Genomic DNA, 23,830 nt, shown 5'->3' on the forward strand with positions numbered 1-23,830 from the left:
GGCAAGCGCAAACTCATGATTTGTATAAACAAGAGTTTTTCATGCTTAAGAGACTAGCTACTATTCTTATGAAATTGGCAAAGGTGCCGCTTGCAGCCAATTCTCGGGCGCATACTCGCTTCTGGCAGAAGTGACATGAAGCGTAAAGGCGTGGCGGGATTTATTGGAACGATTTGCTTCACTGAAATGCGGCAGTACACCATTAAATACCACTAAGGAACCGGCGGATACTTCGAGTGCTTTTGCAGCATCGTCGGCAGGCCACGAAATATCTGATAAAGACACAAGTTCAGTTGAGTCATCAGGGTATCGTGTAAACTGTTCTTTTAGTGGAAAGTTAGCGCCGTGTTTGTGTACTTGTAAGCAGCCATTTGTCAGATTTGCATCCTCCACGGCTAACCAGAAGGTGATGACCGATTGCGGCTGCGTGAAAAAGTAAGTCGCATCTTGATGCCAACGTATTTCGCCGCCTATTTTTGGCTGCTTGAATATATACATGGACTGGCGAATTTCAGGCTCGATTACCCCCACATTTTTGGCAATACTGGATATTTCTTGTCGTTGCGAAAACGCAATAAACTCCATGACATGCTGATGCAAAGCATGTCCAATTTTATTGATACTGAGGTGCTTATCCTGCCCCAGTGCCCCGTCGTCATTGAACGCTTCCTCTTCAAAAAAGCAGCGCACTTTATCACCTGAGGTGAGAAAGTAATCATCACGATTGGTATCTGCATTTTTGGTAGAAAATATCGACTGGCTGGACGCAGGGTCAAAATTATCGACAATGCGATTGGCCGCTTGTTTTAACAGATCCATTTGCTTAAGACTGAATAACTCCTCAAAGCACACATAACCGTGTGATTGAAACTGCGCCACCTGATCACTTGTCAACATACATGCTTAAGCTTAGAAACCCAGCCAAAAGAATAAGTGTTGTCATCATATTGTTCAAGCATGCCATCACGATTGATCGCTCGTTTCTTGAAAGTGTGAAATGGGTTCTCTCAAAAATATGATTGACCTGAGTCGATAATGCATCTAATGTCAATGATAATCATTCGCATTACAGATTAAATATAACTGCCTTTTTGGAGTATTCATGAAAATCTATTCATATCTTTCAAGCTGCCATGCCCACTGGGTGTCTCGCAATCCCTTACTTGCATTTAAGCAATTGCAAAAGATGATTGACCTTGGACAAAACTTAATGAAAGAAGGTGATTATCAAGACGCAAAAGATTATGTTGGCTCGGCTTTTGAAAGTGCGGAAATTCTGTTTGACCAAGAACAATCCTCTCCGCAGTTGGTAAGTAAACTCACGTCGTTGACCATCATGCTGTCTGCTATTTACCAAGGCATAGGGCGGCCAATCAAGGCCTGCTCTGTGCTCAATCGGATTCGATGGAAGCTAGATGAGGAAGAAGCGCGGTCCCGCACTCATGCTAACAAAGCGGCTTTTATTCGGCATTGCTCGAATGCCTTACTTGAGGCAAGAAAAGATATGTTGGGCGCATCGCTTCTTGCACATGGCATCTCTAACGGCAATAAAAGTGCCGCAATGATGGGCATGACTGTTCACTAATTTCAGCTTGACAGCGAATGATAGGGACGCATGCCACTATCACTGCCAGCCGTTTGTTCTTTGCCAGGTCTTATCGTTCGTTATTCCTTGCTGATTTAGCAAGTGATATTCGTCGTAGTGAGACACCGTCATACAGACATGATTGGGTAATACTCGCACTTTGCTTCCCACCGCTAGTATATCGGGCGGCATGGGTGAGCCATCTATACGCATCACTAATCCGTGCTCTTGACTGACCGATTGCACAATCACCGTGGCGTCTAGTAAGGGCTCGCCTTTTTCGTTACAAACTAAGCCATATCCATAATCTTTTTCTTGCTCAGCGGTACTGCGATCCTGGGAGAGCGCTAATCCACCGGCATCAATATATATGCGTCCATTGTCTTGTTTATGTTGAACGACGCTTGCTAAAACGCTGACAGAAATATCATCAACATCGGCTGCATTTACACCCACCTGTGCCAGATCTTGAAACATGTTTACGCCGCAGCATATCTCGGTTAGTCCCGCTAAACTTGCAGCGTCATGGAGCGCGGGCGATGAACCCATGCCGACATTAAAGCGATAGACTCCTTTTGACTCAATGGCGTTTTTTGTTTTAAGTAACACCAAGCGATGATGTTCAATTAAGGCCATTCGTGCATTTTTATCGGCTAACGAATAAGTCTTACCTGCATAGCTGTAAATACCGTCAAACTCCAAATAATCAGATTGTTGAATATCGTCAAAAATCGCCCAAAATTCCTCACTTAAAGGTATGACGCCGCCTCGATTTTGGTCACAGTCTATTTCAATACATACCTTCACCGGGACTTGCAAGCTTTCGCTTTGCTCTGATAGGAGCTTCAAGGATTTGATGTGATCAAGCAAAACCCCAAAATGCAAACCGTTGCGTATTAACGGCGCGACCAGACCCAATTTATCCGCCGCAAAAGGCGGCGTATATCGAATGTTCTTGATACCGGCTTCGAAGAAGAGCTTTGCTTCATTAATTGTTGATACCGCAACGCCGTCCCAGTTCGCACCAAGTGCCAGTCTTGCCACTGGCACAGACTTGCACGTTTTTAAATGGGGGCGAAGTTGCACTCCAAGCGCTTTTGCACGAGAACTTGCGGTTTGGATGTTTTTTGCTGTTTTTGCAACATCCAAGATAAGTGCGGGAGTGTGCGGTAATTGCATAATGCGACCTTTCATCTAAGTTAGCTGAGTTTTAGCCAAACATTTGTAATTATCAAAACGGTTCACGAGCCTAAATAGATTCGCTTTTTGATGCGCACTATTTAACCTGCTCACCACATACTCGCTCTGCATTCAGGCGAAATGACAAAGTGGTTTGATACTAATTGTCACTATATCAAACCTGAATTTAGCATCCATACTTACTTTTCCCTGAGCCTTAGCGAACTGTGAAATGCGTCATAGACGCCTTCATGCTCTGGGCAAGTGTGTGATTAGTAGCTGAACGCTACTGCTAGCAGGCCTGCAACGATAGTGCAACTGGATTGATTGATGCAGCGCAGGTTACCGCGCTGCAGATTATTAGCCTTGTTCAAGTCATCGCGAGCGAGATTCTGGCAGTTTTAGTCAAATCCACCATGGCTTTGCGCACATCGTATTGCGCATTTACCGCCTGTTTATAGCTTATGTAAAGCACTTGCCCTTTGTACCTGACATGAAACCCCTCTGCAAAGCAACTTAGCATTTCTACCTCATTTTCTTGAGCTCGATGCTGCGTAAACGCAGTGACAATTTCAGCTAGTGCATCACCATGGTCCTCATGCATATGCGAAATAACCCCTTCACTCTGCTCGCTTAATTTAGCGAGCCTAGCAGTCCAGTCGTTACGACTAAACCAGTATATCTCGCCAAAGCCGCCAATGTATCTTACTCGCTCGGTTTTAAGTAAATAAAACCTAAAATCATGCGCTTTTACATAGCTTTTTGCCTGCTCGAATAAGCTAAAATAGAGTTTCTTAAGAGATTCACTGACAACATCTGCCTGCGCGTGCGCAAGAACCGTTACGCGCGCACTGGCCTGGCTGTCGTCCTTAGCGTGATCATAAACGCAAAGGCTGACTTTTGCGTCGGCCTTCATGTTGCGAGAGTGCTGCGCAATGTCTGACGCGTAAAGCACCAAGTCACCGTCTTCGGTCATTAAAAAAGGGACAACGGAACCAAATGGAAAGCCTTTTACCGATAGGCTGTTTGTTGCAAGCACGCCGCTGTGCTCTTGGCGAAGCAAAAGTCTGGCATCAAGAATATGTTGTTGTTTATTGCTCATATGCGTTCCTGTTTATGGATGTAATTAGTTGGAAATAGGGACATGATAAATAGACTGACTGAGGGATTGACGCGCTGTATGCAAATCGGCGAAGCTGCCATTTACATCAAAGCAGGTGTTCAAATTTGCTTGAGTAAATACCGTATCTTTGGCCCCAAAAGCGACGATATAGCCTTGCTTGATGAGTAAAATATCGTGTGCAATTTCGGCCATTGCGTTAATGTCGTGGTCCACGAGAATAACCGTTGCTCCTTGCTGACAAATTTGCAGCAAATATCGATACAGATGACTGGTTTGTTTAACGTCTAAAGCGCTGGCTGGCTCATCTAGCAATAAGCATTTTCCTTGCAGGCTTTGGGAGCGGTGTCCATCGTAAAGCTGTAAATAAGCCCGCGTAAACTCTACCAACTGCGCCTCGCCACCGGAAAGGGCCATGATGTCTTGGCTTAACAGACCTTTAATGCCAAACAGTTCTGCAGCCATCTGCACAATAGCTTGAGAGTCTTGAGCTGACTCTTCATAGAGTTCTCGGGGTAGCAGCAAGTATTCAAACACCGCTAAGCTAAACGACGGTTGATTGTGCTGAGAGACGTAGGCACGCGTTTTTGCTAAGCTTTTAAGAGAAAAACTCGCAAGCGGATTATCGGAAAATTTAACTTCACCTGAAAGCTCGGCATATTCACCCAACAAGGCCTTTAATAGGGTAGATTTACCTGCTCCGTTTGCGCCAATAATCGCCGTAATTTTCTTGCTAGCAAAGCTGACGCAGATGTCATTTAGCAGACGCTTGTGACGAATAGCTAAGCGAAGGTGGCGGCACTCAAACAAAAGAGAGTCTCCTTTTTTCACGGACAATGAGATACAAGAAAAACGGCACACCAATGAGCGAGGTGAGCAACCCGATGGGTAATTCGGCTGGGGCAAGCACTGTGCGGGCAAAGGTATCTGCCAGAGTAACCAGCATTGCCCCAACAAGTGCACTGCTGGGAAGCAGTATCCTTAAGTGTGAGCTAATAGCCATACGACATAAATGCGGCACCACCAAACCCACGAACCCGACGATACCTGTAAAACAAACAGACACCGCAACCACCAAGGCGACCACCAAAAGCAAATGCCGTTTTGTTTTGTGGACGTTTATACCTTGATAACGCGCTTGTTTTTCGCTAGCGCTTATAAGCATCATTGCGTGGCTTTTTCGATAAAAAAGCGTATATGCAGCGCTAATCACCACCAATGCGAATACGGCTTTTTGAAGATTAATGCCCGCATAACTTCCCAGCGTCCAAAAGGTAATTTGGCGCAAGGTTTCATCGTCTGCAAGGTAATTGACAAAGCCTAACAAGGTAACCGCACCTGCGTTTATGGCGACGCCTGCTAGTATCAGCATTAAGGTATTAATACCTGCATGAGATGAAGCTATTTTTAGGAGCAGGATTAAAGCAAGTGAGGCCCCTACAGCGGCCATCATTGAAATAAACCCTTGCAACATAAAGTCGGGTAACCATGCCGGTAAAGCGGCAACACTGGCCATGTAAAAACCCATGGCAGCAAAGAGCGCAGCGCCGGACGACACGCCGATTAACCCCGGATCTGCAAGCGGATTTCGGCATAAAGCTTGTAGCACCACACCACATAAAGCCAAGCCCGCCCCAGTCACCAGTGTCATGACAATTCGCGGCAGGCGTATCTCCCACAGGATCGCCTGATTAAAACTTGTGTGATCTGCGCCGTCACTCGTAAAGTTTGGTATTAAGTAGTCTGCTAAATTGATATCGAGCACACCGCTATTTAGCGACCAAATAATGACAATAGGCAGCGCAACCACAAGCGCTGCCATGTATCGCAAATGCTGCGCTCGCTTTAATTTCACAAGCTCAGCTATATTTTCTCTGTTTTTGGCGTTTAATGAGGCCTGAAGCATAATTTGAAGTCAGTTTTGTAAGTTTAATAAGTGGATTAAGGTTGGGCAGTTGTGGCAACTGACAATGAACTGCTAGCATTGTGAGTCCTGCTTAATGGCAATTGCGCCTTGGTTGCCATGTCGCTCGCTGCATCTGCTAGCCGCGGCGTCAAACCTAAGTAAAGTAGCGAATCGACAATGTGGACATTACACCCTTGTAACTGAGCCCAGTTAGCTAAAGCGGGAAGCTCGCACAGCTCTTGTGGACTCAGGCCTCGAGTTTGGTGGGCAGGCATAAATACTTGTTGTGTGGCGCTTGCAATCAACGCTTCGCTTGACACAGGTTTAAAACCGTCAAGACTAATAAAAGGGTTTTCAAGTCCAAGCAGCTCTAGCAAGAGATTAGGGACGGTATTGCTCCCTGCTGCAGTAATGCCTCGTTCGTTCACCGACATCAAAAATGCCAGTCGTATGTTTGCTTCGAGTTGCGGTAAAGCGGCAATATCTCGTGCTAATTTGTTAACCAGCGCTTCTGCTTCTTTAGTTTTGTTGAGGTAGTGACCCAGCTCGCTAATCAAATGAGTAAGACCTTCTACACTTCGATTCTGCTCAAAAATAGCCACCTCTACGCCCATCGCTCTTAGTTGATCAACGACCGCTCGCGGGCCTACCCCTTTCGCTGCAAATAGATGTGTTGGTTTAAGACTTAACAATCCCTCGGTGCCAAGTTGGCGGTAATAACCTACTTTAGGTAAATCTTGCACTTCTTTTGGAAAGCTACTGCTTGTATCTACGGCCACAATAGAATTTTGCATTCCCATTGCAAATAAAAGCTCTGTCATACTGCCACCGGCGCTAATAATTCTTACATTGTCATTTGAGTTAAAAGCATTTACCAATATTGGAGTGTCGTTAGCGAAAGCACTATTAGCCATTGTAGTGATGCACTGCAGTGCAAAAGCCACAGAAAAAGTAATGAAATTCATCAGTCTTGAATACATATCGTTATGCCTTGTTATGAATTGGTAGTTCACGCAAGCGTTGCTTCTTACTAGCGGTTTCAGCTCACTTGAATGTGGACTGATTGCGTATCATGCGACTTAAACATAAACTTGTTGCAAATACGAATCGATCTCATTAGCATTACCCTCATTCTAATGGACATACGATGAATAAATCAAGCATGAAGAAAAAGTTTATGTATTCTCACATCAATTCTGTATCGCCTTATCTCAAAAAATATTGCACAAAACGGTTGCGGGGGGTCAGCCAGCTTTGGGTTTATTCTGCCCTAGCCTTATTTTCTAATGGCGCGCATACGGCAGAGGCCATAAGCCCTATCAGCACCCCTGTGCCAAGCACCATAGAGACGATCACCGTAAGCGGCACCAAAACCTCGCGACAAATAAACGAGATAGCATCTAGTGTCACCCGCATTCAAGCGGAGCAAATAGATGCGATAGCCGCCAACGATATTCGGGATTTACTGCGCTACGAACCGGGTATTGCTGTTGAAGGCAACGGTCGTTTTGGTCTGGCGGGATTTAATATAAGAGGTGTAAACGGCGACAGAGTGCTTATTTTGTTAGACAGGGTGCCCATTGCCGATGAGTTTTCTTTTGGTCCTGCGCTATCTTCCCGTCGTGATTTTGTTGACATTGATTTGATTGCCTCAGTGGACATTGTGAGAGGACCTGCCTCAACCTTGTATGGCAGCGATGCGATTGGAGGAGTGGTTGCATTTACCAGCAAAGACCCTATCGACCTTTTAGAAGATGGCGATCGCTTTGCTTCAAGAGTGAAGGCGGGCTTTGCTAGTCAAGCCAATGATTACTTAGGCAATGTAATGCTTGCAGGCGTGCTGGACGAAGACGAAAAATGGCAATGGCTATTTAATACAAGCATACGACGAAGCGACGAAGTCGAGTCATTTTTTTCTGATGAGCTAACCGGCTCTGACCGCAAATCGACCGACCCACAGAGTATTGACGGCCAAACGCTTTTAACAAAACTCATCTATCAACCCAATTTACATCATCGTTTAGAACTGACTCTCGACGCGCTTGAACAAGACGCAGACACGTCCATACTCTCAGAGGTCGGCAATGTAGTCAGAGGCACTGCTATATTAGAAAGTGTGGGTATGGACCAGCAGAAGCGTCAGCGTTTGTCAGCAGAGTACACCTTTACGAATGATGCCGACAGCCACTTTAAACGCCTGTCATTACTCGCCTTTTATCAACAAAGTGAGACAGATCAAATTTCGCTGACACAAAGGCAAAATCTTGCAAGTGAGCCTAATACCGGCTTGGTCAATCGTTCGAGGGACAGTCACTTTGAACAACAAATAGCAGGCTTACAACTGCAGATGGATCACCAATTTTCCACAGCATTGCTCGAACATTATCTTATTTACGGTTTAAGCCTAGAGCAAACCGACTCTGAAGCATTGCGAGAAGGGCAAAGTATTGACGCTTTGAGCAATCAAAACATTCCAGAATTTACTATATTCCCTGCCAGAGACTTCCCCCCTTCACAACTAAACGAGTATTCATTGTTTATTCAAGACGAAATAACGCTTTTCAATGGAGCGCTAACGCTCAGTCCAGGGATTCGTTACGACAAATTTGAACTCACACCAGAACAAGATGCATTGTTCGAAACTTCTAATCCGGGCGTTGAAATTGCGCCGTTTGACGACAGTGAGTTTTCTGTAAAACTGGGGGCAATCTATCGCTTTAACGAGGACTTATCTCTTTGGTATCAATTTGCTGAAGGCTTCAGGATACCGCCTATGGATGACGTGAACGTGGGGTTTACGAATTTTGCAGGTGGGTATACATCGCTTGCAAACCCCGACCTTTTGCCTGAAATCGTTGTGAGTAATGAACTCGGGTTGAGAGTATCAACCGATGCTTTTGATTTTTCTATCAGCGCGTACATCAATGACTATGATAACTTCATTGAATCTTTGGCTTTGAACGGCTTTAATCCAGCCACGGGTTTGCTGGAGTTTCAAGCTCGCAATATTGATGAGGTGGAAATTAGGGGTGTTGACGCCAGCGCAACTTGGTTTGTTGGTGAGAGTTTTGAGTCGATGGCAAACTGGATGTTTCGCGTAAGCTATTCCAAGCAAAAAAGTGAAGATAAGGCGACCGGTGCTGAACTTGACTCTATCCTGCCTGCACAAAGTGTACTGGGCATTAGCTACGGTGCACTTGATGCGCCATGGCGTATCGAGTTAGCTGCGACGCACAGTGAAGAGGCGAATATTGTCGAAAATACGGCTGACGCACCCGCTTTTTTCGTTGCACCAAGCTACACATTATTTGACTTGTTAGGGCACTATGAGCTTTCCCCAAATATCCGAATAAACGGCGGCATATTTAACCTGTTTGATAAAGAGTATTATCTCGCCTCAGAAGTGCGGGGGCGAACGGAAAGCGAGAACCTGGGTCGGTTCTCGTCACCGGGCAGGAATGCATCGGTCAATATTGTCGTGAATTTTTAACGCTTACTTTATGTAAGGCTTATTTTTCGTGACGATGATGCTCGTGCTCACTATCATGGCCGTCATCACCATGATGGTGTTCATGCTCATTGGCGTGGTGCAGAGGCCTTAGCTCTATAAGCCAGAGAGCGCGTATTGAGTGCATGTATATCTGCCTTACCTTCAATAATTTCTTTACATATTCGTACTGCTGCCTCAGCTTGTTCAGTGCTTAAATGCAGATAAGCTGGGGCTTTGATATGCGCATACCATAGGTCTTGGCAAACATTATCCAACACAATGCGCGCAAAGCAGTGGTTATGTTTCACCGGCCAGTTGTTCTCTTGTCTTTTGGCCAGGCGCGGCATAACAACATTCGTCAGCTCAAGATACTGGTGAACTAGCTGCGCATGATTATCCTGCTCCGTACTGGATAAGTCCTCGAAAAAGTTTAACTGTTTATTCATCTAAAATGCTTTTTAAAACGCTTGCGTAATTTAGTTGATCTTATCTTTATCTGATAGCATATGCCCTCAAGCGATTATAAGGTCATTATTATTATTCATCATCTTGCGTTTAAAAAACTCTCAAGACAAACAGTGCAGTCAACTACGTGAAAGATTGTAATCAATGCGGCAAGTGCTGCATCAAATACGGCGATGGCGGTATATCAGTCACCCAAGATGAAATTAACCTTTGGGAATTATTTAATCCTGATATCTTCGAATACGTGAGAGGCGATGAAATTTGGTTTGACCCCCATAGCAAAAAGCGTCTCAGGTTATGTCCGTTTTTGCGATGCGAGTCCACTACCTCCAGCTCTGCCCCAAAATACAGCTGCAGCATCTATGAACACCGCCCCGATGATTGCCGCCAGTATCCAAGCCTGATTTCAGAAATGATCCGTGACGAGTGTGAAATGATTGAAATTAGCGATATAACTGAAGCTGCAAAAGCACAACACAAGCTGAACAAACTGATGCAGCGCTAGCTGCATCATAATACGCCTGACAATAGGTAAACTTGCGAAAGATATCAAGAGTGCTTTTTTCTCTGCGCTACGTATACTAGTTTGTGAATAGCTAAAGCCAATCGGCTCTACCAATAATAACGACAGGTATTTGAATGAATAAATTAGCTTGGTTTACCTCGCTCGTGGCGCTCATTGCGCTGCTGAGTATCAGTGCAAGCGTGAGTGCAGATGATCACGAAAGCAAGGAAGAAAAAACAGAAGAATGGGACGTTCTTGCACCACCCTACCCGACTAAATCAGTCAGTATTTCCACCGATGAAACCACATGGTCGAGCTTAGATGTTTCGCCAGACGGAAGCTATATGGTGTTTGATATGCTCGGCGATATCTACAAGGTAGACATTGAAGGCGGCGAAGCCACCCCCTTAACGCAAGATATTGCATGGAATTTACATCCGACTATTTCGCCTGACGGAAAACACATTGCCTTTATATCAGATAGAGGTGGTTTGTCGAATATTTGGACCATGGACATTAACGGCGAAAACCTAACTCAAGTTAGCACCGAGAAAGCCAACCTTATTCACTCGCCCAAATGGAGTCCAGATGGTGAATACATTGTCGCCATGAAAGGCATTATGTCGCGCAGAAGTATCCCGGCAGGTGAAATCTGGCTGTACCATAAAAGTGGTGGCAGCGGTATGGCAATCAAAGAGCGCGTGGGTGGAAAAGCGGAACAAAACAATATCGCAGACCCTGCCTTTTCCCATGACGGTCGCTATATTTACTTCACTCAAAACACCGTTCCGGGAACGGGTTTCCTTTACAATCGCGATGCGCTAGAAGGTATTTTTGCTGTCACGCGATATGATAGAAGCACTGGAGATGAAATTCGTTTTATCAGCGGTACTGGCGGTTCGGTTGTACCTACACCGTCTCCAGATGGCAAATATGTTGCCTTTATTCGTCGAGTCAAAAATGACACTGCACTATTTATCAAAGACTTAAACTCAGGCAAAGAAACTATGCTCACTCGAGAACTTGAGCGCGATATGCAGGAAGGTTTCGGAAGTGAGGGTTATTATTCTTATTATGACTGGACACCCGATAGTGAGTCGATTGTGTATTGGGCGAGCGGAAAAATTCATAAACTCAATATTGAAAGCACCGACAGCGAAATTATCCCCATTACCGTCAATGCAACACTAAACATTGCTGATGTGGTGCGTTTTAATGTGGACGTGTCGCCAGATGAATTTGATGTGAAAATGATTCGCTGGTCACAAGCATCTCCCGATGGTAAGTCGATATTGTTCCAAGCCTTAGGCAAATTGTACTTACATGACATAAAAAGCGGTGATGTTAAACGACTCACTCGACAAAACGATCACGACGAATACTATCCGCGTTATTCACATGATGGTAAAAGCATTGTATACACCACATGGAGCGACACAGAACTTGGTGCAGTGCGCGTTATGTCAGCACGCGGAGGCAGAAGCAAAGTCATTAGCCAAGAACCAGGGCACTACATAGAGCCTAGCTTTTCCACGGACGATGAATGGGTGACGTATCGGAAATTTACCGGCGGATTTTTACTCGACCCGTCATACTCGCTCAATCCGGGCATTTATGTTACCCACATTGATGACGAAATTACCCGCAAAATCAGTGACTCTGGTGTCCGCCCGCATTTCGCAGAAAGTCATTTAAGCGATGGGTCTTACGCTAGCAAACGGGTGTTCTATACTGAACCGGTCTCTGGTAAACCCTACCCAGAAACGCAATTGGTTAGTGTGAACTTGCAGGGCAATGATAAACGCACGCACCTATATGGCGCTGATAAAGTCAGTGAGTATCGCATTTCGCCCGACGGCAAGTATGTTGCCTTTGTGCATCAATTTGATACCTATCTTGCACCATTTGCAGACAATGGTAAAAAGCGCACTTTGGGTCCTAAAATGACATCTTTACCCGTAACCAAGCTTAGTGCACGCGCCGGTGAGTATCTCACTTGGAGTGGAGATAGCACACAAGTAGGCTGGTTCCACGGATCGCGTTTTTATTCACGCGATATAAATCAAGCTTTAGCTTATCTAGCAGATTCACCAGACGAGCTACCAGAACCTGAGCAAGAGGGGATTGATTTAAGCTTTGCGCATCCGAGCGATTCTCCTGATGGCATTAAAGCCCTAGTTGGCGGCAAAGTAGTCACTATGCGAGATGCCGACAATCAGCAAGAAGTGATTGAAGATGGTGTTGTAGTTTTTGAGGGCAAGCGCATCACCGCAGTAGGCACAAGGGATGAAGTGACGATTCCAGAGGATGCGCAGGTAATTGACGTTAGCGGACATACTGTATTACCTGGCTTAATTGACGGTCATGCTCACGGTTCTCACGGTCGAAATGAGATTATACCGCAGCAAAACTGGCATCAGTTCTCGAATGTAGCGTTTGGGGTTACCACGATTCATGACCCGTCAAACGACACCACTGAAGTTTTCGCAGCCGCTGACATGCAGCGCGCAGGTAAACTGATATCGCCGCGCATTTATTCTACCGGCACTATTTTGTACGGCGCTGAAGCACTTGGCTTTAAAGCTATTGTAAATAATCGCGATGACGCTTTGTTTCACGTCAAACGCATGAAAGACGCCGGTGCGATTTCTGTTAAAAGCTATAATCAGCCAAGACGGGACCAACGACAGCAGGTCTTATCTGCGGCGCGTGAACTTGAAATGATGGTGATGCCTGAGGGCGGCGGTAAATATCAACAAAACGTCACTATGCTGGTAGATGGCCACACCACGCTTGAACATGCCCTACCCATCGCCCGCGGTTACGACGATTTAACGCAACTTTGGAGTGCATCAGATATGGCCTACAACCCAACCATGACCGTTGCCTACGGCGGTATGATGGGTGAAGAATACTTTTATGATCGTGACGAAGTATGGAAAAACCCGCGCCTTCTTCGCTACACGCCATCAACCCTGCTTGATCGCAGAGCCATAAGACGCCCCAAAGCGCCGGACGGTTATTATAATCATATCGAGGTGGCTGAATATGCGAAACACCTGCGTGACAATGGCGTGCGCGTATTGCTTGGACCACATGGTCAACGTGAGGGACTCTCTATTCATTGGGAAATGCGTATGCTGCATCAAGGGGGTTTCACACCTTGGGAAGTATTCAGAGCAGGTACCTATGATGGTGCTAAAGGCCTAGGCATGTTTAATGACTTAGGCACGTTGGAGCCAGGAAAACTAGCCGATATTGTGGTAATTGAGGGAGATGCACTTGCCGATATGTCACGCAGTGAATACGTGACCTATACTGTGCTTAACGGTCGCGTCTATGAAGCTGCCACCATGAATGAAGTAGGCTCGGACGATACCCGTAAACCGTTTTTCTTTGAGGATGACAATAAACTGTTTATGCCTCATGCAACGGAAATGGAAATACATGTAAAGGCACACATGTACCATTGGAGCCATTAAAAACAAAATGAAATAGGGCGATTGATCGCCCTATTCGTTTTATTGCGTCGAAAATGGTTACGCTGCCATCTCGTCAAATTCTCGCAAGTGCTTAATACCGCGAGAGATCCAAGATTTAACTGTGTTGATATTGCTGCCAGTTGCCTTGGCTAGGTCTTTTCTAGAGTAATCGTAAAAGTAAGTCAGGTTTATTGCCGTTTTTTCTTTTTCAGATAAGCATTCAAGCTGACGTTTGATATCGCGCGTTGAACGAGTTTGTTCGTCTTTTTGAGCGGGTAGCGCTAGCTTGCTCGAGCACTCTTGTTCACTCAATCGTTTATCTGCATTGTTAAACCAGAGGTGCTTTTTCTCCATTCTAATTTTATCGATGGCCTTGTTGCGCACGATGGTGCACATCCATGTAAGCGGCTTCCCTTTTTTCGCGCAGTATTGGTCGGCACTTTTCCAAATTTGGATAAAGCTGTCTTGCAATACTTCTTCAGTTAGCGCCTCACATCGAAGGATATTAAGCGCGTAATGTTTTAAAAAAGGAGATGATTTTTGATATAAGCGTTCGAAGGTTTTTCCACTTGAAGTACCGCAGGCTTTTAGTAGGTCTTTGAGCTCGCCATCATGATTGTCCATTTCTCGATGCACCATAGTTTGAAGTTAGTTTAAAAAAATGCGGTTTTTTAAATGCTGGATAAAAAAGCACGCGTTTGCGTGTATAAAAGATATCTGTGCTTCGTTGTAGAAAACGTTTGAGCAATCGTGGTAATTTGTCGCTAAATCGTGGAAAATACATACATTGTCGTACTGTTGACTCTTTAAATGCTCGAAATAAACACGCTGGGAACCTTAAGCGTCACGCGCGACGGACGTGAAGTACCACTACCACAATCAAAAAAAACACGGGCTTTGCTCGTTTATTTATTGCTAACGGCACGCCCACACCGTCGCGACCGTTTGTGCGAAATGTTTTGGGATATACCCGATGATCCAAGAGGGGCGCTTAGATGGTCCCTTAGTAAATTGCGCAACATCGTCAACGACAATGAGCAAACCCGCGTACTGGCCGATCGTGAACGCATAGAGTTAGCCACCAGCGATATCCAAATCGATATACGAAGTATCGAAGCGCTATGTCAAAATGACCTGTCAAGGCAGCAGCTCACCGATATCCTGCAAGCCTTAAATGACCCTTTGCTGGAGGGGCTAGATTTACCCAACCATGAGACTTATCAAAACTGGCTAACATCAGAGCGAATCAGTGTCGAAAAGCTTCATACTGAAGTCATCCAAAGGCTCGAAGGGAAAAACAAAGCTGCTCGTGAAGAAGCGCTACGACAACAAAGCGGTAAAGACAAGGAAGCTCATGAAAAACATGCTGCTAACCAACTATTAAAGCGTCAAAAAATACAATTCTGCGAAACCAGCGATAAGGTAAGAATTGCGTACGCGACCGTTGGCGAAGGCGCGCCCCTTGTAAAAGCGGCGAATTGGTTGAGTCATCTTGAATTAGACTGGGATGCACCCATCTGGAGCCCCCTTTTTAAGCAACTTGCACAAGACCATTTGTTTATTCGCTATGATGAACGCGGTAATGGATTATCAGATTGGGAAGTGAAAGATATTTCGTTTGAGGCCTTCGTTAAAGACTTAGAAACGCTTGTAGATGCACTTGAATTAGATACATTTCCACTCCTTGGTATTTCGCAAGGCGCGGCTGTATCCATTGAGTATGCTGTGCGTCACCCCCAACGTGTATCGCATCTGATTTTGTTTGGAGGCTATGCAGCAGGATGGCGAATTAATTCCACGGCTGAGCAAATTAAGGAGCGCGAAGCGGTAATGACCCTGACAAAAAGCGGATGGGGACAAGACAATCCTGCCTATCGTCAAATTTTCTCATCGACATTTATGCCAAGCGGAAGCATTGATGAATTAAACTGGTTTAATGAATTTCAGCGCCAAACTACCTCACCCGAAAACGCTGCGCGTTTTCAATCTGCTTTTGGTGATATTGACGTAAGGCATCGTCTCGCTCATGTCAACGTGCCCACGCTGGTCATTCACTCCAATGGAGACACTCGAATTCCGATTAAATCAGGTCGTGACATCGCCGCCTCTATTCCAAACGCTGAGTTTGTAAGCGTAGAAAGTGATAACCACCTTCTTATTGGCAATGAACCCGCGTCTACCGAATTTGTAGAGGCAGTACGCGAGTTCATAGACCGCACTTAGCTATACAGCGTTTTAAAAATATACGTGGGTCTGCAAAAACACAAAGTCATTCGTGCGACTGGGCTGTTGGGGAATACCTTCCGACGTTCTGATTCCGCCTCGCAACTGCAGGTTTGAAATGGGCGCATACTCCACTACGACTGAATATCGCGTTTCTTGATTGCTTGATATGTCACGATCAGGGTCATAGTATTCCCCGGTCAGTTTGAGATTAAGCCCTTTTATTACCTCATAATTTGCTTCGATGAGACTCACAAACTCTTCTACATCTGGCCCTTCATCCTGAGAGGTTTGAATCACGTTCGCTTCGGCAAGAAAGGCAAACTTCTTCCATGCCCAACCGCCATAGACATTGAAATAACGTTGCTCATTCCTATCCGCACTGTTTAGCACCACGGTGGAACCTACCCTGAAGCCATCAAAGAGCTGCTCTATCTTGGCGCCGTACAAAAAGTTGTCATCATTATTGGCCACCGAACTGGTACCGTTTGTTACGAAAAAGTTGACGATGGTTTTATCATATTCCAAACCTAACTCAACGCCATTATCGCTGCTGTCGAAGTTAAAACCCGTCACCTGACGTACAAAGGATGTATCATCTTCAAGTCGCCATCCGTACGGAACATACATTTTCCCAGCCTTGACGTAATGATTACCCGAGAACTTATACATAACAAAGGCTTCACGATTAACCGCGGCACCAGGGGCAATCTGTTGATCAATGTAAAAAGAAAACTTTGAGTCTTTCGGCTGAATCGCTACATAAACCTGAGCCGAATCAACCCTAAAGGTAGACGAAGTGGCGTCAGCATCATCACGGGAAGCCTGTGCGTTATAACGGAAATTTCCGCCCACGCTTAAGTAATCAGTCAGCTTTCCAATATCGGCATTGGTCATATTCGACATACTGGCAGGCAGTTGAACATGTCCGTACATATTGCCAAATTTTGTTCGTTGCCCACCGCCAAGTGGATTGATGTGACAAGCACTGCATTTTGCACCGGTTTTTACGGCTAGATAGGGTTCAGCCTTTGCACTTGTAGCACAGAGCAATAGTAGAGTGCTTGTAAGAGTGATGAGTAAACTATAGAGATATTTCATGGACCAGCGCCCCTCCTTGGTAACCATCCATGTCACCGTCTAGTACATAACCGCTTTCGCTAGTAATAGAAGACAGGGAAGGTTGATTGAGTATTAGATTAAGTGCAGAGGGCATATTTTCGAGTCCGCTAAATTGCACATTGAGTGTTTTCTCATCCAGCCATGAGAATGTGGTGTTTGACACCACGGTTGCCCCATTAAGAGGGTTTACTAACAGCGCGCTAGCAACATCAAAAGACGATTTCTGTATCGCTTGGCTAAATGAAATGCGCGCCGTTATTTGCTTGGCAACCGTTCTATCAATCTTCACTGCTGCCGTGACCTGCGTTGCATCAATCGGCGCACCGTCGTTGATCCACTGTTTTATCGTGTCTTGAGTTTCCTGATCTAAAGGAGCAAGCCCCAAAGGCATCTGATTCCCTGCAATCGGCGCTCCCGATATCTTCAAGTACAAAAAGCTATTGTCTGCATCCCCAGGCAACACCCGCTTAAATGTAGGATTAGTCGCGGAGTCAATATCAATGAGATTGCTTTGCGAAGTTTCAAGGTCATCCAAACCTAGGCCTAGCGGCGCGTTACCGCCTGCATGGCACTGAACGCATATTGGCGTAAATACCTTTTCTTGAATCGAAGCCAATGTAGGTCTAATGCTGCCATCATCTGGTGGGGTAGGTTGACCAGGTTGTTCTGGGGGTGGTTCGACTGGCGGATCAACTGGTGTTTCTGGCTGGTTGGGGTCAATGGGCTGGCCATTATTATCGAGCCCTTCACCATCGCCAGCGTTGCAGCCTGCCAAAATAAGTGCTGCAAAGAGTGCGATCAGCAAACGCTTGTGAGTTTTCATGTGTATTCCCTTGGTGTAAGTGACAAGGCTTAAAGTGATGGATAGCATCGTCAACACCCAAGCTTACGCCGACGCCTTTGCGAAAGTTGCAGCTTGCTAAGCGAAGATACATCTAGAACCGATCTGTTTTAAATGAGGTACAAAGGATGAGCAGTTGTTTTTATTGGCCTTAACAAACTGGTCTGAGCTGAAACTATGAGCGTTTTAAAAGGCTTAAAATCGATTAGGATTTACATTTAGTCAGTATGAAAACGAGGGCGAGTAATGAATGACCAGAACGATTTATCATTCTTTGAAGAAATGCAGGATGTGAAGCCCCTAAATCAACAAAATCGTGCAAATTTAAAAACGCCTGCGGGTGAAACACTCGCGCAAAAACTCAAACGAGAAGCACTGGAAAAACAGGTCGCGCTGGACGATAACGGCCTAAGCGTTGAGTACGTTAAACCTGTCGACCCTCACGATTTCATCTCGCATAAACAGGACGGCATTCAGGAAGGAGTATACAAAAACCTGCGCCTTGGAAAGTATGACATTGATTCTCGTTTAGTATTGAAGCATTTGAGTTTTGACGATGCTCGCTTAAGCATTTATACGACGCTATCTGAGTGCCATGAGCGCGGTATACGCTGCATTTTAATTGACCATGGCATTGGCATTAACAGCAAGCCCTTTCCAGCTTTCATGAAAAGTTACGTTAACCAATGGCTGCGTGAGATGAACATGGTGATTGCCTTTCATACTGCATTGAAACAGCACGGCGGATTAGGCGCGACCTACGTACTGTTGAAAAAGCATCCAAACCAAAAGCTCATAAATCGTGAGCAACATCAAAAGCGATATTGAAGTCATTCAAAACCCAACCGACAGAAGCAACAATATTCTTTGTACCTGATTTACTTGTTATCGATGTTAATTAACCCGAACTCTGGATAATTAGATGAACAACATTTAATGTTTATTTTTTAAACTATTTTCGTTCACGTTTCGTTCGGAATTAGGCAGTCATCAGGCAATTGATTATTGAATAACAAGAGAATAAGGATATATAACCATGAAAAGACTAATTATCGGTGCAGTAGCAAGCTTCGCTTGTTTAATTCATGCGCCCGCATCTGCAGCGCTTCTCGTTGGCGGACAAACCAATGTTGAGGTAACCGCGCCTCTTTCTGCGCTTGGTATAACACCTGGCCTGTTAGGTGGTGAGTTAGTATCTACAGACCCCTTAACCCTTGGATTTGGTGTTACAGGCGGTGAGCTTGATTTCACTACCTTGGGAGGAACCATAGAACACGTTGGGGCAAGTATTAGCCTAACAGGAGACTTGGGCACCGCTGATGAAAGTGATGATGTAACGGTAATATTGAGCGATTTCTTAATTGACACAAACAACGCTATTTTATCTGGCGATGTAAACGGCGGTGGAATGGTGGATTTGTTTAGCCTCAACTTTGCGGGCCTAGATGCTGCAGCGATTACCGATCTTAACAACCCTCAAATCGCGCTTACGTTTTTAGACGGTGCTAGCGGATTGCTCGAGACCGTGTTTCAGCTAGATAGTGGTATATTATCGGGTGCACAATTTGGACTGGCGGCAACCTCGCCAATACCCGCTGAAGTATCTGCGCCAGCGTCGATTGGCCTGCTTGGGGCTTCTTTGCTTGGCTTTGGCATGTATAGACGCCTAAAAAAATAGAAAGGTCGCAATTAATAAACCGAAGAATCAGTAACGCTTCTCTGTTTAAGCGTTACTGATTAATTGCAAAGAGTTAGTCTTAGTAAATGTAAATGCATAAATTTATTCGTCTGTCCATTACCATAATATCTACTTGTAATTGATCAGTCTTTAATCATCAGCAGCTTGCACTGAGTTTCTAATCAATTCCTTATCCGCCTCTTCTAAGTTGATGAAGTATGCATTGCCCCCTATTCCTTTAAACTCTTCATCCGTAAAAACAACGGTGTTCTGGTCGTAAAACGTCACCGCTTCTTTCTGCGTAACAATTCCCAACTGAATTCGATAAACACTACCCGAAAAAAAGTTATCACCTTTAAAATCTTCAAACAGCCAAAGGCTGGTCGAATCTAGCAGGACGAGTTTTTTGTGATCAGGACTTAATGCCGCTGACGTTATCCAGCACAAGGTTTTAATGGTGGTGCACGTTTTAAATGAGCCAATAAGCTCTGCATCAAAATTTGCGGCGTGATCGCCCACTTTGTATAAGTTAGTAACGCCGTCAAAAGGCTCAGTTCGGTTCTTAGTGAACAAATACAAATGACGACCATGGGCTATAAAGGCTTCTAGATCGTAGTTTCGTTCATTGGCTTTGACAGGCGCATCACCGAGCTCAGGATAAGTAAACTTTATAATCTCAGCTTCCGTGGTGTCAGTCTTTATGTCGATTGGATTTTCGATTTTGTAAATAGTAAGCCACTTGCGATTATTGTCATTATTGCCAAAATCGCCTAAGAAAAAGTGACCAAATTTGTTTTGTGTCATATCCTCCCAGTCTATGTTTTTAGCGTTACTCACAAGAATTTCTTTTTCGATTTCACCATCAGAATTGATTCTATAGAGTTTGGGCTTATCACCACCATCGTTGATTGCCCACAGACGATTGTATTTATCAAATTCAATGCCCGATATCTCTCGCAATTTAGGATCTACCGAAATTTCTTTTTTGCTGTATAAAACATAAATTGAATGCGCCAATGAAGTCGTGACAAACACAAGCAGGATGGACAGTGGCACTAGAAGAGTTCTTTTTCGCATGGAGTGTCTTGAGAGGAATGAGCCTTTTTAAAAAACGATTATTAACTTGGAACGAGATGCTATTTTACCTCAAACTCCCCTACAACATGTACACAAATTTGAATAAACCGGCTTTTCGCTAGTAAAGCCTTATGTCAGTATTTTCTTCAAGTATAGAGTAGCGTCCAGTGCGTGTCAGTCCTGTAACTAATGCTCCGTTTGACCGTTGGTCGCTATTTATTACTCAAACCGCAATAACCGCATTCCCGACATTACATATTGGCGGAGAAAAATGCTCTTGCATACATAAAATACTAATATGCACTAAGCGCCGTAATGTTCTTCACATTCGCGCCAATTGACACTATTGTCAGAAACACATTCGTTATTTAATTCATGAAGCATCGTAGGTGTAACGGAGCCTCTTTAAAAGACGATTATTGCCACTGAATATAAGCGCATCCAAATGCTTCACATAAAAGCATTGAGTATTCATCCACTCCACTGACTTATTAGTTTTTACTTTTGAACAAATATGGTCAATTATGAACACTGCCGCTAGAAAGAGATTTACGTGAGGACTGAAATTGAACAGCTTGTTACTATCATGGACATTGTTTCGCGGAACGGCAATCTACGCAGTAGTATGTCTGTTTGCGCTTTGCTTAAGCCTTCAGACAAATGCAGTAGCGAATGATAGCGATAACAAGACCAATGTTCTATTCATCGCAATTGATGATATGCGCCCGAGTACTGGCAGTTATGGCGATAAGCTTGCTGTTACACCCAATTTAGATGAGATTGCTAGTAAATCAGTACAATTTAATCGAGCATATGTGCAAATGGCGACTTGCTCTCCATCACGTGCAAGCTTAATGAGTAGTCAACGCCCTGATACTCTTCAAATTTATTACAGTAATCCAAAAACCAGACGAGTTGAAGATTCAATCCCAAGCAAGCTTACGCTAAATGGTTATTTTAAACATGAAGGCTATGAAACTGTGGGAATTGGTAAAATATATCATGCTCCTGATGACTCATCCCAGGGTTGGTCCACTCAGTGGGACAACAAAGGCAATGAGTTAACTCGGGGGTTGCTATCGGCAAATGCTTATTTAGATATGCTGGCGTGGGATGAAACACATCCGAATACAAAACGTGCCGTTGCATACGAGGCAGCTGATGTAGGCGATGATGCCTACCCAGATGGACAAAACACGCGATTTGCAATGCTAGAACTCAACCGTTTGGCAAAAGAAAAGACGCCCTTTCTAATGATGATGGGCTATAAAAAACCTCATTTACCATTTGCCTGCCCCAAGGCACACTGGGATAAATATGATAGTGACCGTATTGCACTACCAGTGGTTTCTACACCACCAAAAAACTCGCCGCCCTACGCCCTAAACAACTCTGGCGAACTGCGAGTTTATCCATACATGCCTAAAGGTAAGAAGGCCTTTAGCGAACAAGATACTCTTAACTTAAAGCACGGCTACTATGCCTGCATTTCCTATATCGACACATTAATTGGCAATTTATTGCAAGAGCTCGAAGAAACAGGGCTTTCAGACAATACGATGGTCGTAATATGGGGAGATCATGGATTTAAAGTGGGCGAATACGGTCGCTTTAACAAACATACAAACTACGAAATTGACACACGCGTACCGCTTTGGATAAAAATGCCTGGGCAAACTGTTGGGCAAACCAATGAAGCTATTGTTGAAACCATAGATATATTTCCAACTATTCTCGATGTACTTGGTATGGAAGTGCCAGACAGTTTCGCCGGTAAAAGCTTTAAGTCCGTGGTTATTGGAGAACGTTCCAATTTCAAGAATGCCGCTTTTCAGCAGTTTCATCGGACTTATAAAAAACAGCCTGTAATGGGCTATAGCATCCGCACAGCCAACTATCGTTATGTGGCTTGGCTACACAGAATAACAGGGGAGTTGCTTGCACAAGAGCTTTACGATCATACTAAAGACCCTCTCGAAACAATAAATGTCGTAGGCGACATTGAATACAAAACAGTTGTGGCCAAGCATAAATCATTGCTAATTGAAGGTTATCCTCCAACACTCGGCGTAAAATAAGCTTGATATCCGGTGTCTAAAGTCAACGTTTTTTCATACGGCGGCTTTGAGCAGCGCGCTTATCTTCGCGCTTTTCTTTACGGTCTTTCTTATCGGGAGTAAGCGACCCATCTTTGAACTTCTGTTTACGCATGGCCTTTTTAAGCACTTTTTCAGCTTCAACTTTTGCCATTTCTTGCTTTTCTTTTTCAAGCATATTGGGCGTTTCAAGCGTTATTCTGCCCAGTTTACCTAAGCGTAATTCATTGATAAGCACTTCACATATCTTGTGCAAATTGACACGTCCACCAGCCATCACAGCGCCTCGTTTGACTGCTGCAAGTTCCAAAAACTCAAGCTCGGTATCTGGGATTGTGTCGAGTTTAAAGCGAGTCCTGAGTAGCTCAGGGTAGGCTTTTATCAAATAGTCCGCAGTGAAAAAACCGACGTCATCATATTCCATTGCCGTATCTTTAACTGCTCCTGAAGCCGCAAGACGATAGCCCGTGTTTGGATTTTCAAGTTTAGGCCAAAGTACGCCAGGCGTGTCGTATAGGACTATTCCGCTGCCTAAATTGATGCGCTGTTGAGCTTTAGTAACGGCAGGTTCGTTGCCTGTTTTAGCGATGACGCGGTCAGCCAAGATATTGATGAGTGTGGACTTTCCAACATTTGGAATGCCCATAATCATGGCATTAATCGTTTTAATCGACGCTTCCTTTTGTGGGCAGCTTTTGCGAATAAGCTCAATGAGCTGTTTGCTTTTTGGGATCTTATCCGTTGACGTTGTGATGGTCTTAACACCAGCGTCTGTCTCTAAATGTGTCTGCCACCAAGCGGTTATTTCAGGATCAGCTAAATCAGATTTGTTAAGGATTTTAATACAAGGTATATCGCCTCGCATCTTGGCAATTTCTGGGTTCTCACTCGAATATGGGATGCGTGCATCAAGTACTTCAATAAGCACATCCACCTGATTCAGCGCTTGTTTTATCTCTTTAAGCGCTTTGTGCATGTGTCCAGGGAACCAGTGAACTGCCATGTTGATTTACCTTTTGTTAAAATCAGCCGGGGTACAAGGACTCGTCACTGCGTAGAAT

21 protein-coding genes are annotated in these 23,830 nt (G+C 44.6%); 9 read left to right on the top strand and 12 right to left on the bottom strand.

Features of this window, described 5'->3' with window-relative positions; translation table 11 throughout:
• Positions 1-66: 66 nt before the first annotated feature.
• Entirely contained in the window at positions 67-897 is an 831-nt protein-coding gene (locus PN836_RS06845; RefSeq protein WP_395344502.1) for a phytanoyl-CoA dioxygenase family protein, read from the bottom strand.
• Positions 898-1,102: 205 nt separating this feature from the next.
• Between PN836_RS06845 and PN836_RS06850 the strand changes: the two genes are divergently transcribed.
• Positions 1,103-1,585 (top strand): hypothetical protein, encoded by a 483-nt coding sequence (locus tag PN836_RS06850; RefSeq protein ID WP_395344503.1) that lies wholly within the window; start codon positions 1,103-1,105, stop codon positions 1,583-1,585.
• Between the two features lie 39 nt (positions 1,586-1,624).
• Here the strand turns inward: PN836_RS06850 and PN836_RS06855 are convergent, their stop codons facing one another.
• A complete protein-coding gene (locus PN836_RS06855; protein WP_395344504.1) occupies positions 1,625-2,764 on the bottom strand; it encodes an alanine racemase in 1,140 nt (379 codons plus the stop codon).
• Positions 2,765-2,905: 141 nt separating this feature from the next.
• On the opposite strand from PN836_RS06855, the gene PN836_RS06860 reads away from it, so the two are divergent.
• Entirely contained in the window at positions 2,906-2,995 is a 90-nt protein-coding gene (locus PN836_RS06860) for a hypothetical protein (protein ID WP_395344505.1), read from the top strand.
• 139 nt (positions 2,996-3,134) lie between these two features.
• Here PN836_RS06860 and PN836_RS06865 read toward each other — a convergent pair whose 3' ends face one another.
• The 4 genes from PN836_RS06865 to PN836_RS06880 all read right to left on the bottom strand — a co-directional run bounded on the left by PN836_RS06865 (position 3,135) and on the right by PN836_RS06880 (position 6,770).
• Positions 3,135-3,866, bottom strand: a complete 732-nt coding sequence (locus tag PN836_RS06865) for a HugZ family protein (protein ID WP_395344506.1) — start codon at positions 3,864-3,866, stop codon at positions 3,135-3,137.
• 24 nt (positions 3,867-3,890) lie between these two features.
• Positions 3,891-4,694: an ATP-binding cassette domain-containing protein gene (locus PN836_RS06870; protein WP_395344507.1), complete on the bottom strand. Its 804-nt coding sequence runs from the start codon at positions 4,692-4,694 to the stop codon at positions 3,891-3,893.
• On the bottom strand, positions 4,687-5,739 hold the full coding sequence (locus tag PN836_RS06875; protein WP_395344508.1) for a FecCD family ABC transporter permease: 1,053 nt from the start codon (positions 5,737-5,739) through the stop codon (positions 4,687-4,689). Before PN836_RS06875 ends, PN836_RS06870 begins: the two co-directional genes overlap by 8 nt.
• A gap of 86 nt (positions 5,740-5,825) precedes the next feature.
• The gene (locus tag PN836_RS06880; protein ID WP_395344509.1) at positions 5,826-6,770 is read right to left on the bottom strand and encodes a heme/hemin ABC transporter substrate-binding protein; all 945 of its coding nucleotides are present in this window, start codon (positions 6,768-6,770) and stop codon (positions 5,826-5,828) included.
• A gap of 167 nt (positions 6,771-6,937) precedes the next feature.
• Here PN836_RS06880 and PN836_RS06885 point away from each other — a divergent pair, with 167 nt between their 5' ends.
• Positions 6,938-9,280 carry a TonB-dependent hemoglobin/transferrin/lactoferrin family receptor gene (locus PN836_RS06885; RefSeq protein ID WP_395344510.1) on the top strand — a complete coding sequence of 781 codons (2,343 nt, stop codon included), beginning with the start codon at positions 6,938-6,940 and terminating at the stop codon, positions 9,278-9,280.
• Between the two features lie 86 nt (positions 9,281-9,366).
• Here the strand turns inward: PN836_RS06885 and PN836_RS06890 are convergent, their stop codons facing one another.
• Positions 9,367-9,726: a hypothetical protein gene (locus PN836_RS06890; protein WP_395344511.1), complete on the bottom strand. Its 360-nt coding sequence runs from the start codon at positions 9,724-9,726 to the stop codon at positions 9,367-9,369.
• A gap of 146 nt (positions 9,727-9,872) precedes the next feature.
• Here PN836_RS06890 and PN836_RS06895 point away from each other — a divergent pair, with 146 nt between their 5' ends.
• Positions 9,873-10,250 carry a YkgJ family cysteine cluster protein gene (locus PN836_RS06895; RefSeq protein ID WP_395344512.1) on the top strand — a complete coding sequence of 126 codons (378 nt, stop codon included), beginning with the start codon at positions 9,873-9,875 and terminating at the stop codon, positions 10,248-10,250.
• 134 nt (positions 10,251-10,384) lie between these two features.
• Positions 10,385-13,732, top strand: coding sequence for an amidohydrolase family protein (locus tag PN836_RS06900; RefSeq protein ID WP_395344513.1), 3,348 nt, complete (start codon positions 10,385-10,387; stop codon positions 13,730-13,732).
• 57 nt (positions 13,733-13,789) lie between these two features.
• Here the strand turns inward: PN836_RS06900 and PN836_RS06905 are convergent, their stop codons facing one another.
• Positions 13,790-14,356, bottom strand: coding sequence for an RNA polymerase sigma factor (locus tag PN836_RS06905; protein ID WP_395344514.1), 567 nt, complete (start codon positions 14,354-14,356; stop codon positions 13,790-13,792).
• Between the two features lie 186 nt (positions 14,357-14,542).
• Between PN836_RS06905 and PN836_RS06910 the strand changes: the two genes are divergently transcribed.
• Positions 14,543-15,955, top strand: a complete 1,413-nt coding sequence (locus PN836_RS06910; protein ID WP_395344515.1) for an alpha/beta fold hydrolase — start codon at positions 14,543-14,545, stop codon at positions 15,953-15,955.
• Positions 15,956-15,967: 12 nt separating this feature from the next.
• Here the strand turns inward: PN836_RS06910 and PN836_RS06915 are convergent, their stop codons facing one another.
• Positions 15,968-17,056 carry a hypothetical protein gene (locus tag PN836_RS06915; protein ID WP_395344516.1) on the bottom strand — a complete coding sequence of 363 codons (1,089 nt, stop codon included), beginning with the start codon at positions 17,054-17,056 and terminating at the stop codon, positions 15,968-15,970.
• On the bottom strand, positions 17,040-17,900 hold the full coding sequence (locus tag PN836_RS06920) for a hypothetical protein (RefSeq protein ID WP_395344517.1): 861 nt from the start codon (positions 17,898-17,900) through the stop codon (positions 17,040-17,042). Before PN836_RS06920 ends, PN836_RS06915 begins: the two co-directional genes overlap by 17 nt.
• A gap of 264 nt (positions 17,901-18,164) precedes the next feature.
• On the opposite strand from PN836_RS06920, the gene smrA reads away from it, so the two are divergent.
• A complete protein-coding gene (gene smrA / locus PN836_RS06925; RefSeq protein ID WP_395344518.1) occupies positions 18,165-18,746 on the top strand; it encodes a DNA endonuclease SmrA in 582 nt (193 codons plus the stop codon).
• 208 nt (positions 18,747-18,954) lie between these two features.
• Entirely contained in the window at positions 18,955-19,596 is a 642-nt protein-coding gene (locus tag PN836_RS06930) for a hypothetical protein (protein WP_395344519.1), read from the top strand.
• A gap of 150 nt (positions 19,597-19,746) precedes the next feature.
• Here PN836_RS06930 and PN836_RS06935 read toward each other — a convergent pair whose 3' ends face one another.
• Positions 19,747-20,652 carry a hypothetical protein gene (locus PN836_RS06935; RefSeq protein ID WP_415926392.1) on the bottom strand — a complete coding sequence of 302 codons (906 nt, stop codon included), beginning with the start codon at positions 20,650-20,652 and terminating at the stop codon, positions 19,747-19,749.
• Between the two features lie 587 nt (positions 20,653-21,239).
• On the opposite strand from PN836_RS06935, the gene PN836_RS06940 reads away from it, so the two are divergent.
• Positions 21,240-22,751 carry a sulfatase gene (locus PN836_RS06940; RefSeq protein ID WP_395344521.1) on the top strand — a complete coding sequence of 504 codons (1,512 nt, stop codon included), beginning with the start codon at positions 21,240-21,242 and terminating at the stop codon, positions 22,749-22,751.
• Positions 22,752-22,773: 22 nt separating this feature from the next.
• Here PN836_RS06940 and ylqF read toward each other — a convergent pair whose 3' ends face one another.
• Positions 22,774-23,772 carry a ribosome biogenesis GTPase YlqF gene (ylqF, locus tag PN836_RS06945; RefSeq protein ID WP_395344522.1) on the bottom strand — a complete coding sequence of 333 codons (999 nt, stop codon included), beginning with the start codon at positions 23,770-23,772 and terminating at the stop codon, positions 22,774-22,776.
• Positions 23,773-23,830 lie beyond the last annotated feature (58 nt).

Origin of the sequence: Ningiella algicola (assembly GCF_028401415.2) — a bacterium.
GTDB lineage: Bacteria > Pseudomonadota > Gammaproteobacteria > Enterobacterales > Alteromonadaceae > Glaciecola.

Bases quoted from the DNA above. Each gene is read 5' to 3' on its own strand.
- PN836_RS06845 (WP_395344502.1), bottom strand. From the start codon at position 897: ATGTTGACAAGTGATCAGGTGGCGCAGTTTCAATCACACGGTTATGTG.
- PN836_RS06890 (WP_395344511.1), bottom strand. From the start codon at position 9,726: ATGAATAAACAGTTAAACTTTTTCGAGGACTTATCCAGTACGGAGCAG.
- PN836_RS06905 (WP_395344514.1), bottom strand. From the start codon at position 14,356: ATGGACAATCATGATGGCGAGCTCAAAGACCTACTAAAAGCCTGCGGT.
- PN836_RS06880 (WP_395344509.1), bottom strand. From the start codon at position 6,770: ATGTATTCAAGACTGATGAATTTCATTACTTTTTCTGTGGCTTTTGCA.
- PN836_RS06900 (WP_395344513.1), top strand. From the start codon at position 10,385: ATGAATAAATTAGCTTGGTTTACCTCGCTCGTGGCGCTCATTGCGCTG.
- smrA (WP_395344518.1), top strand. From the start codon at position 18,165: ATGAATGACCAGAACGATTTATCATTCTTTGAAGAAATGCAGGATGTG.
- PN836_RS06920 (WP_395344517.1), bottom strand. From the start codon at position 17,900: ATGAAAACTCACAAGCGTTTGCTGATCGCACTCTTTGCAGCACTTATT.
- ylqF (WP_395344522.1), bottom strand. From the start codon at position 23,772: ATGGCAGTTCACTGGTTCCCTGGACACATGCACAAAGCGCTTAAAGAG.
- PN836_RS06910 (WP_395344515.1), top strand. From the start codon at position 14,543: ATGCTCGAAATAAACACGCTGGGAACCTTAAGCGTCACGCGCGACGGA.
- PN836_RS06885 (WP_395344510.1), top strand. From the start codon at position 6,938: ATGAATAAATCAAGCATGAAGAAAAAGTTTATGTATTCTCACATCAAT.
- PN836_RS06865 (WP_395344506.1), bottom strand. From the start codon at position 3,866: ATGAGCAATAAACAACAACATATTCTTGATGCCAGACTTTTGCTTCGC.
- PN836_RS06850 (WP_395344503.1), top strand. From the start codon at position 1,103: ATGAAAATCTATTCATATCTTTCAAGCTGCCATGCCCACTGGGTGTCT.
- PN836_RS06915 (WP_395344516.1), bottom strand. From the start codon at position 17,056: ATGAAATATCTCTATAGTTTACTCATCACTCTTACAAGCACTCTACTA.
- PN836_RS06855 (WP_395344504.1), bottom strand. From the start codon at position 2,764: ATGCAATTACCGCACACTCCCGCACTTATCTTGGATGTTGCAAAAACA.
- PN836_RS06860 (WP_395344505.1), top strand. From the start codon at position 2,906: ATGACAAAGTGGTTTGATACTAATTGTCACTATATCAAACCTGAATTT.
- PN836_RS06930 (WP_395344519.1), top strand. From the start codon at position 18,955: ATGAAAAGACTAATTATCGGTGCAGTAGCAAGCTTCGCTTGTTTAATT.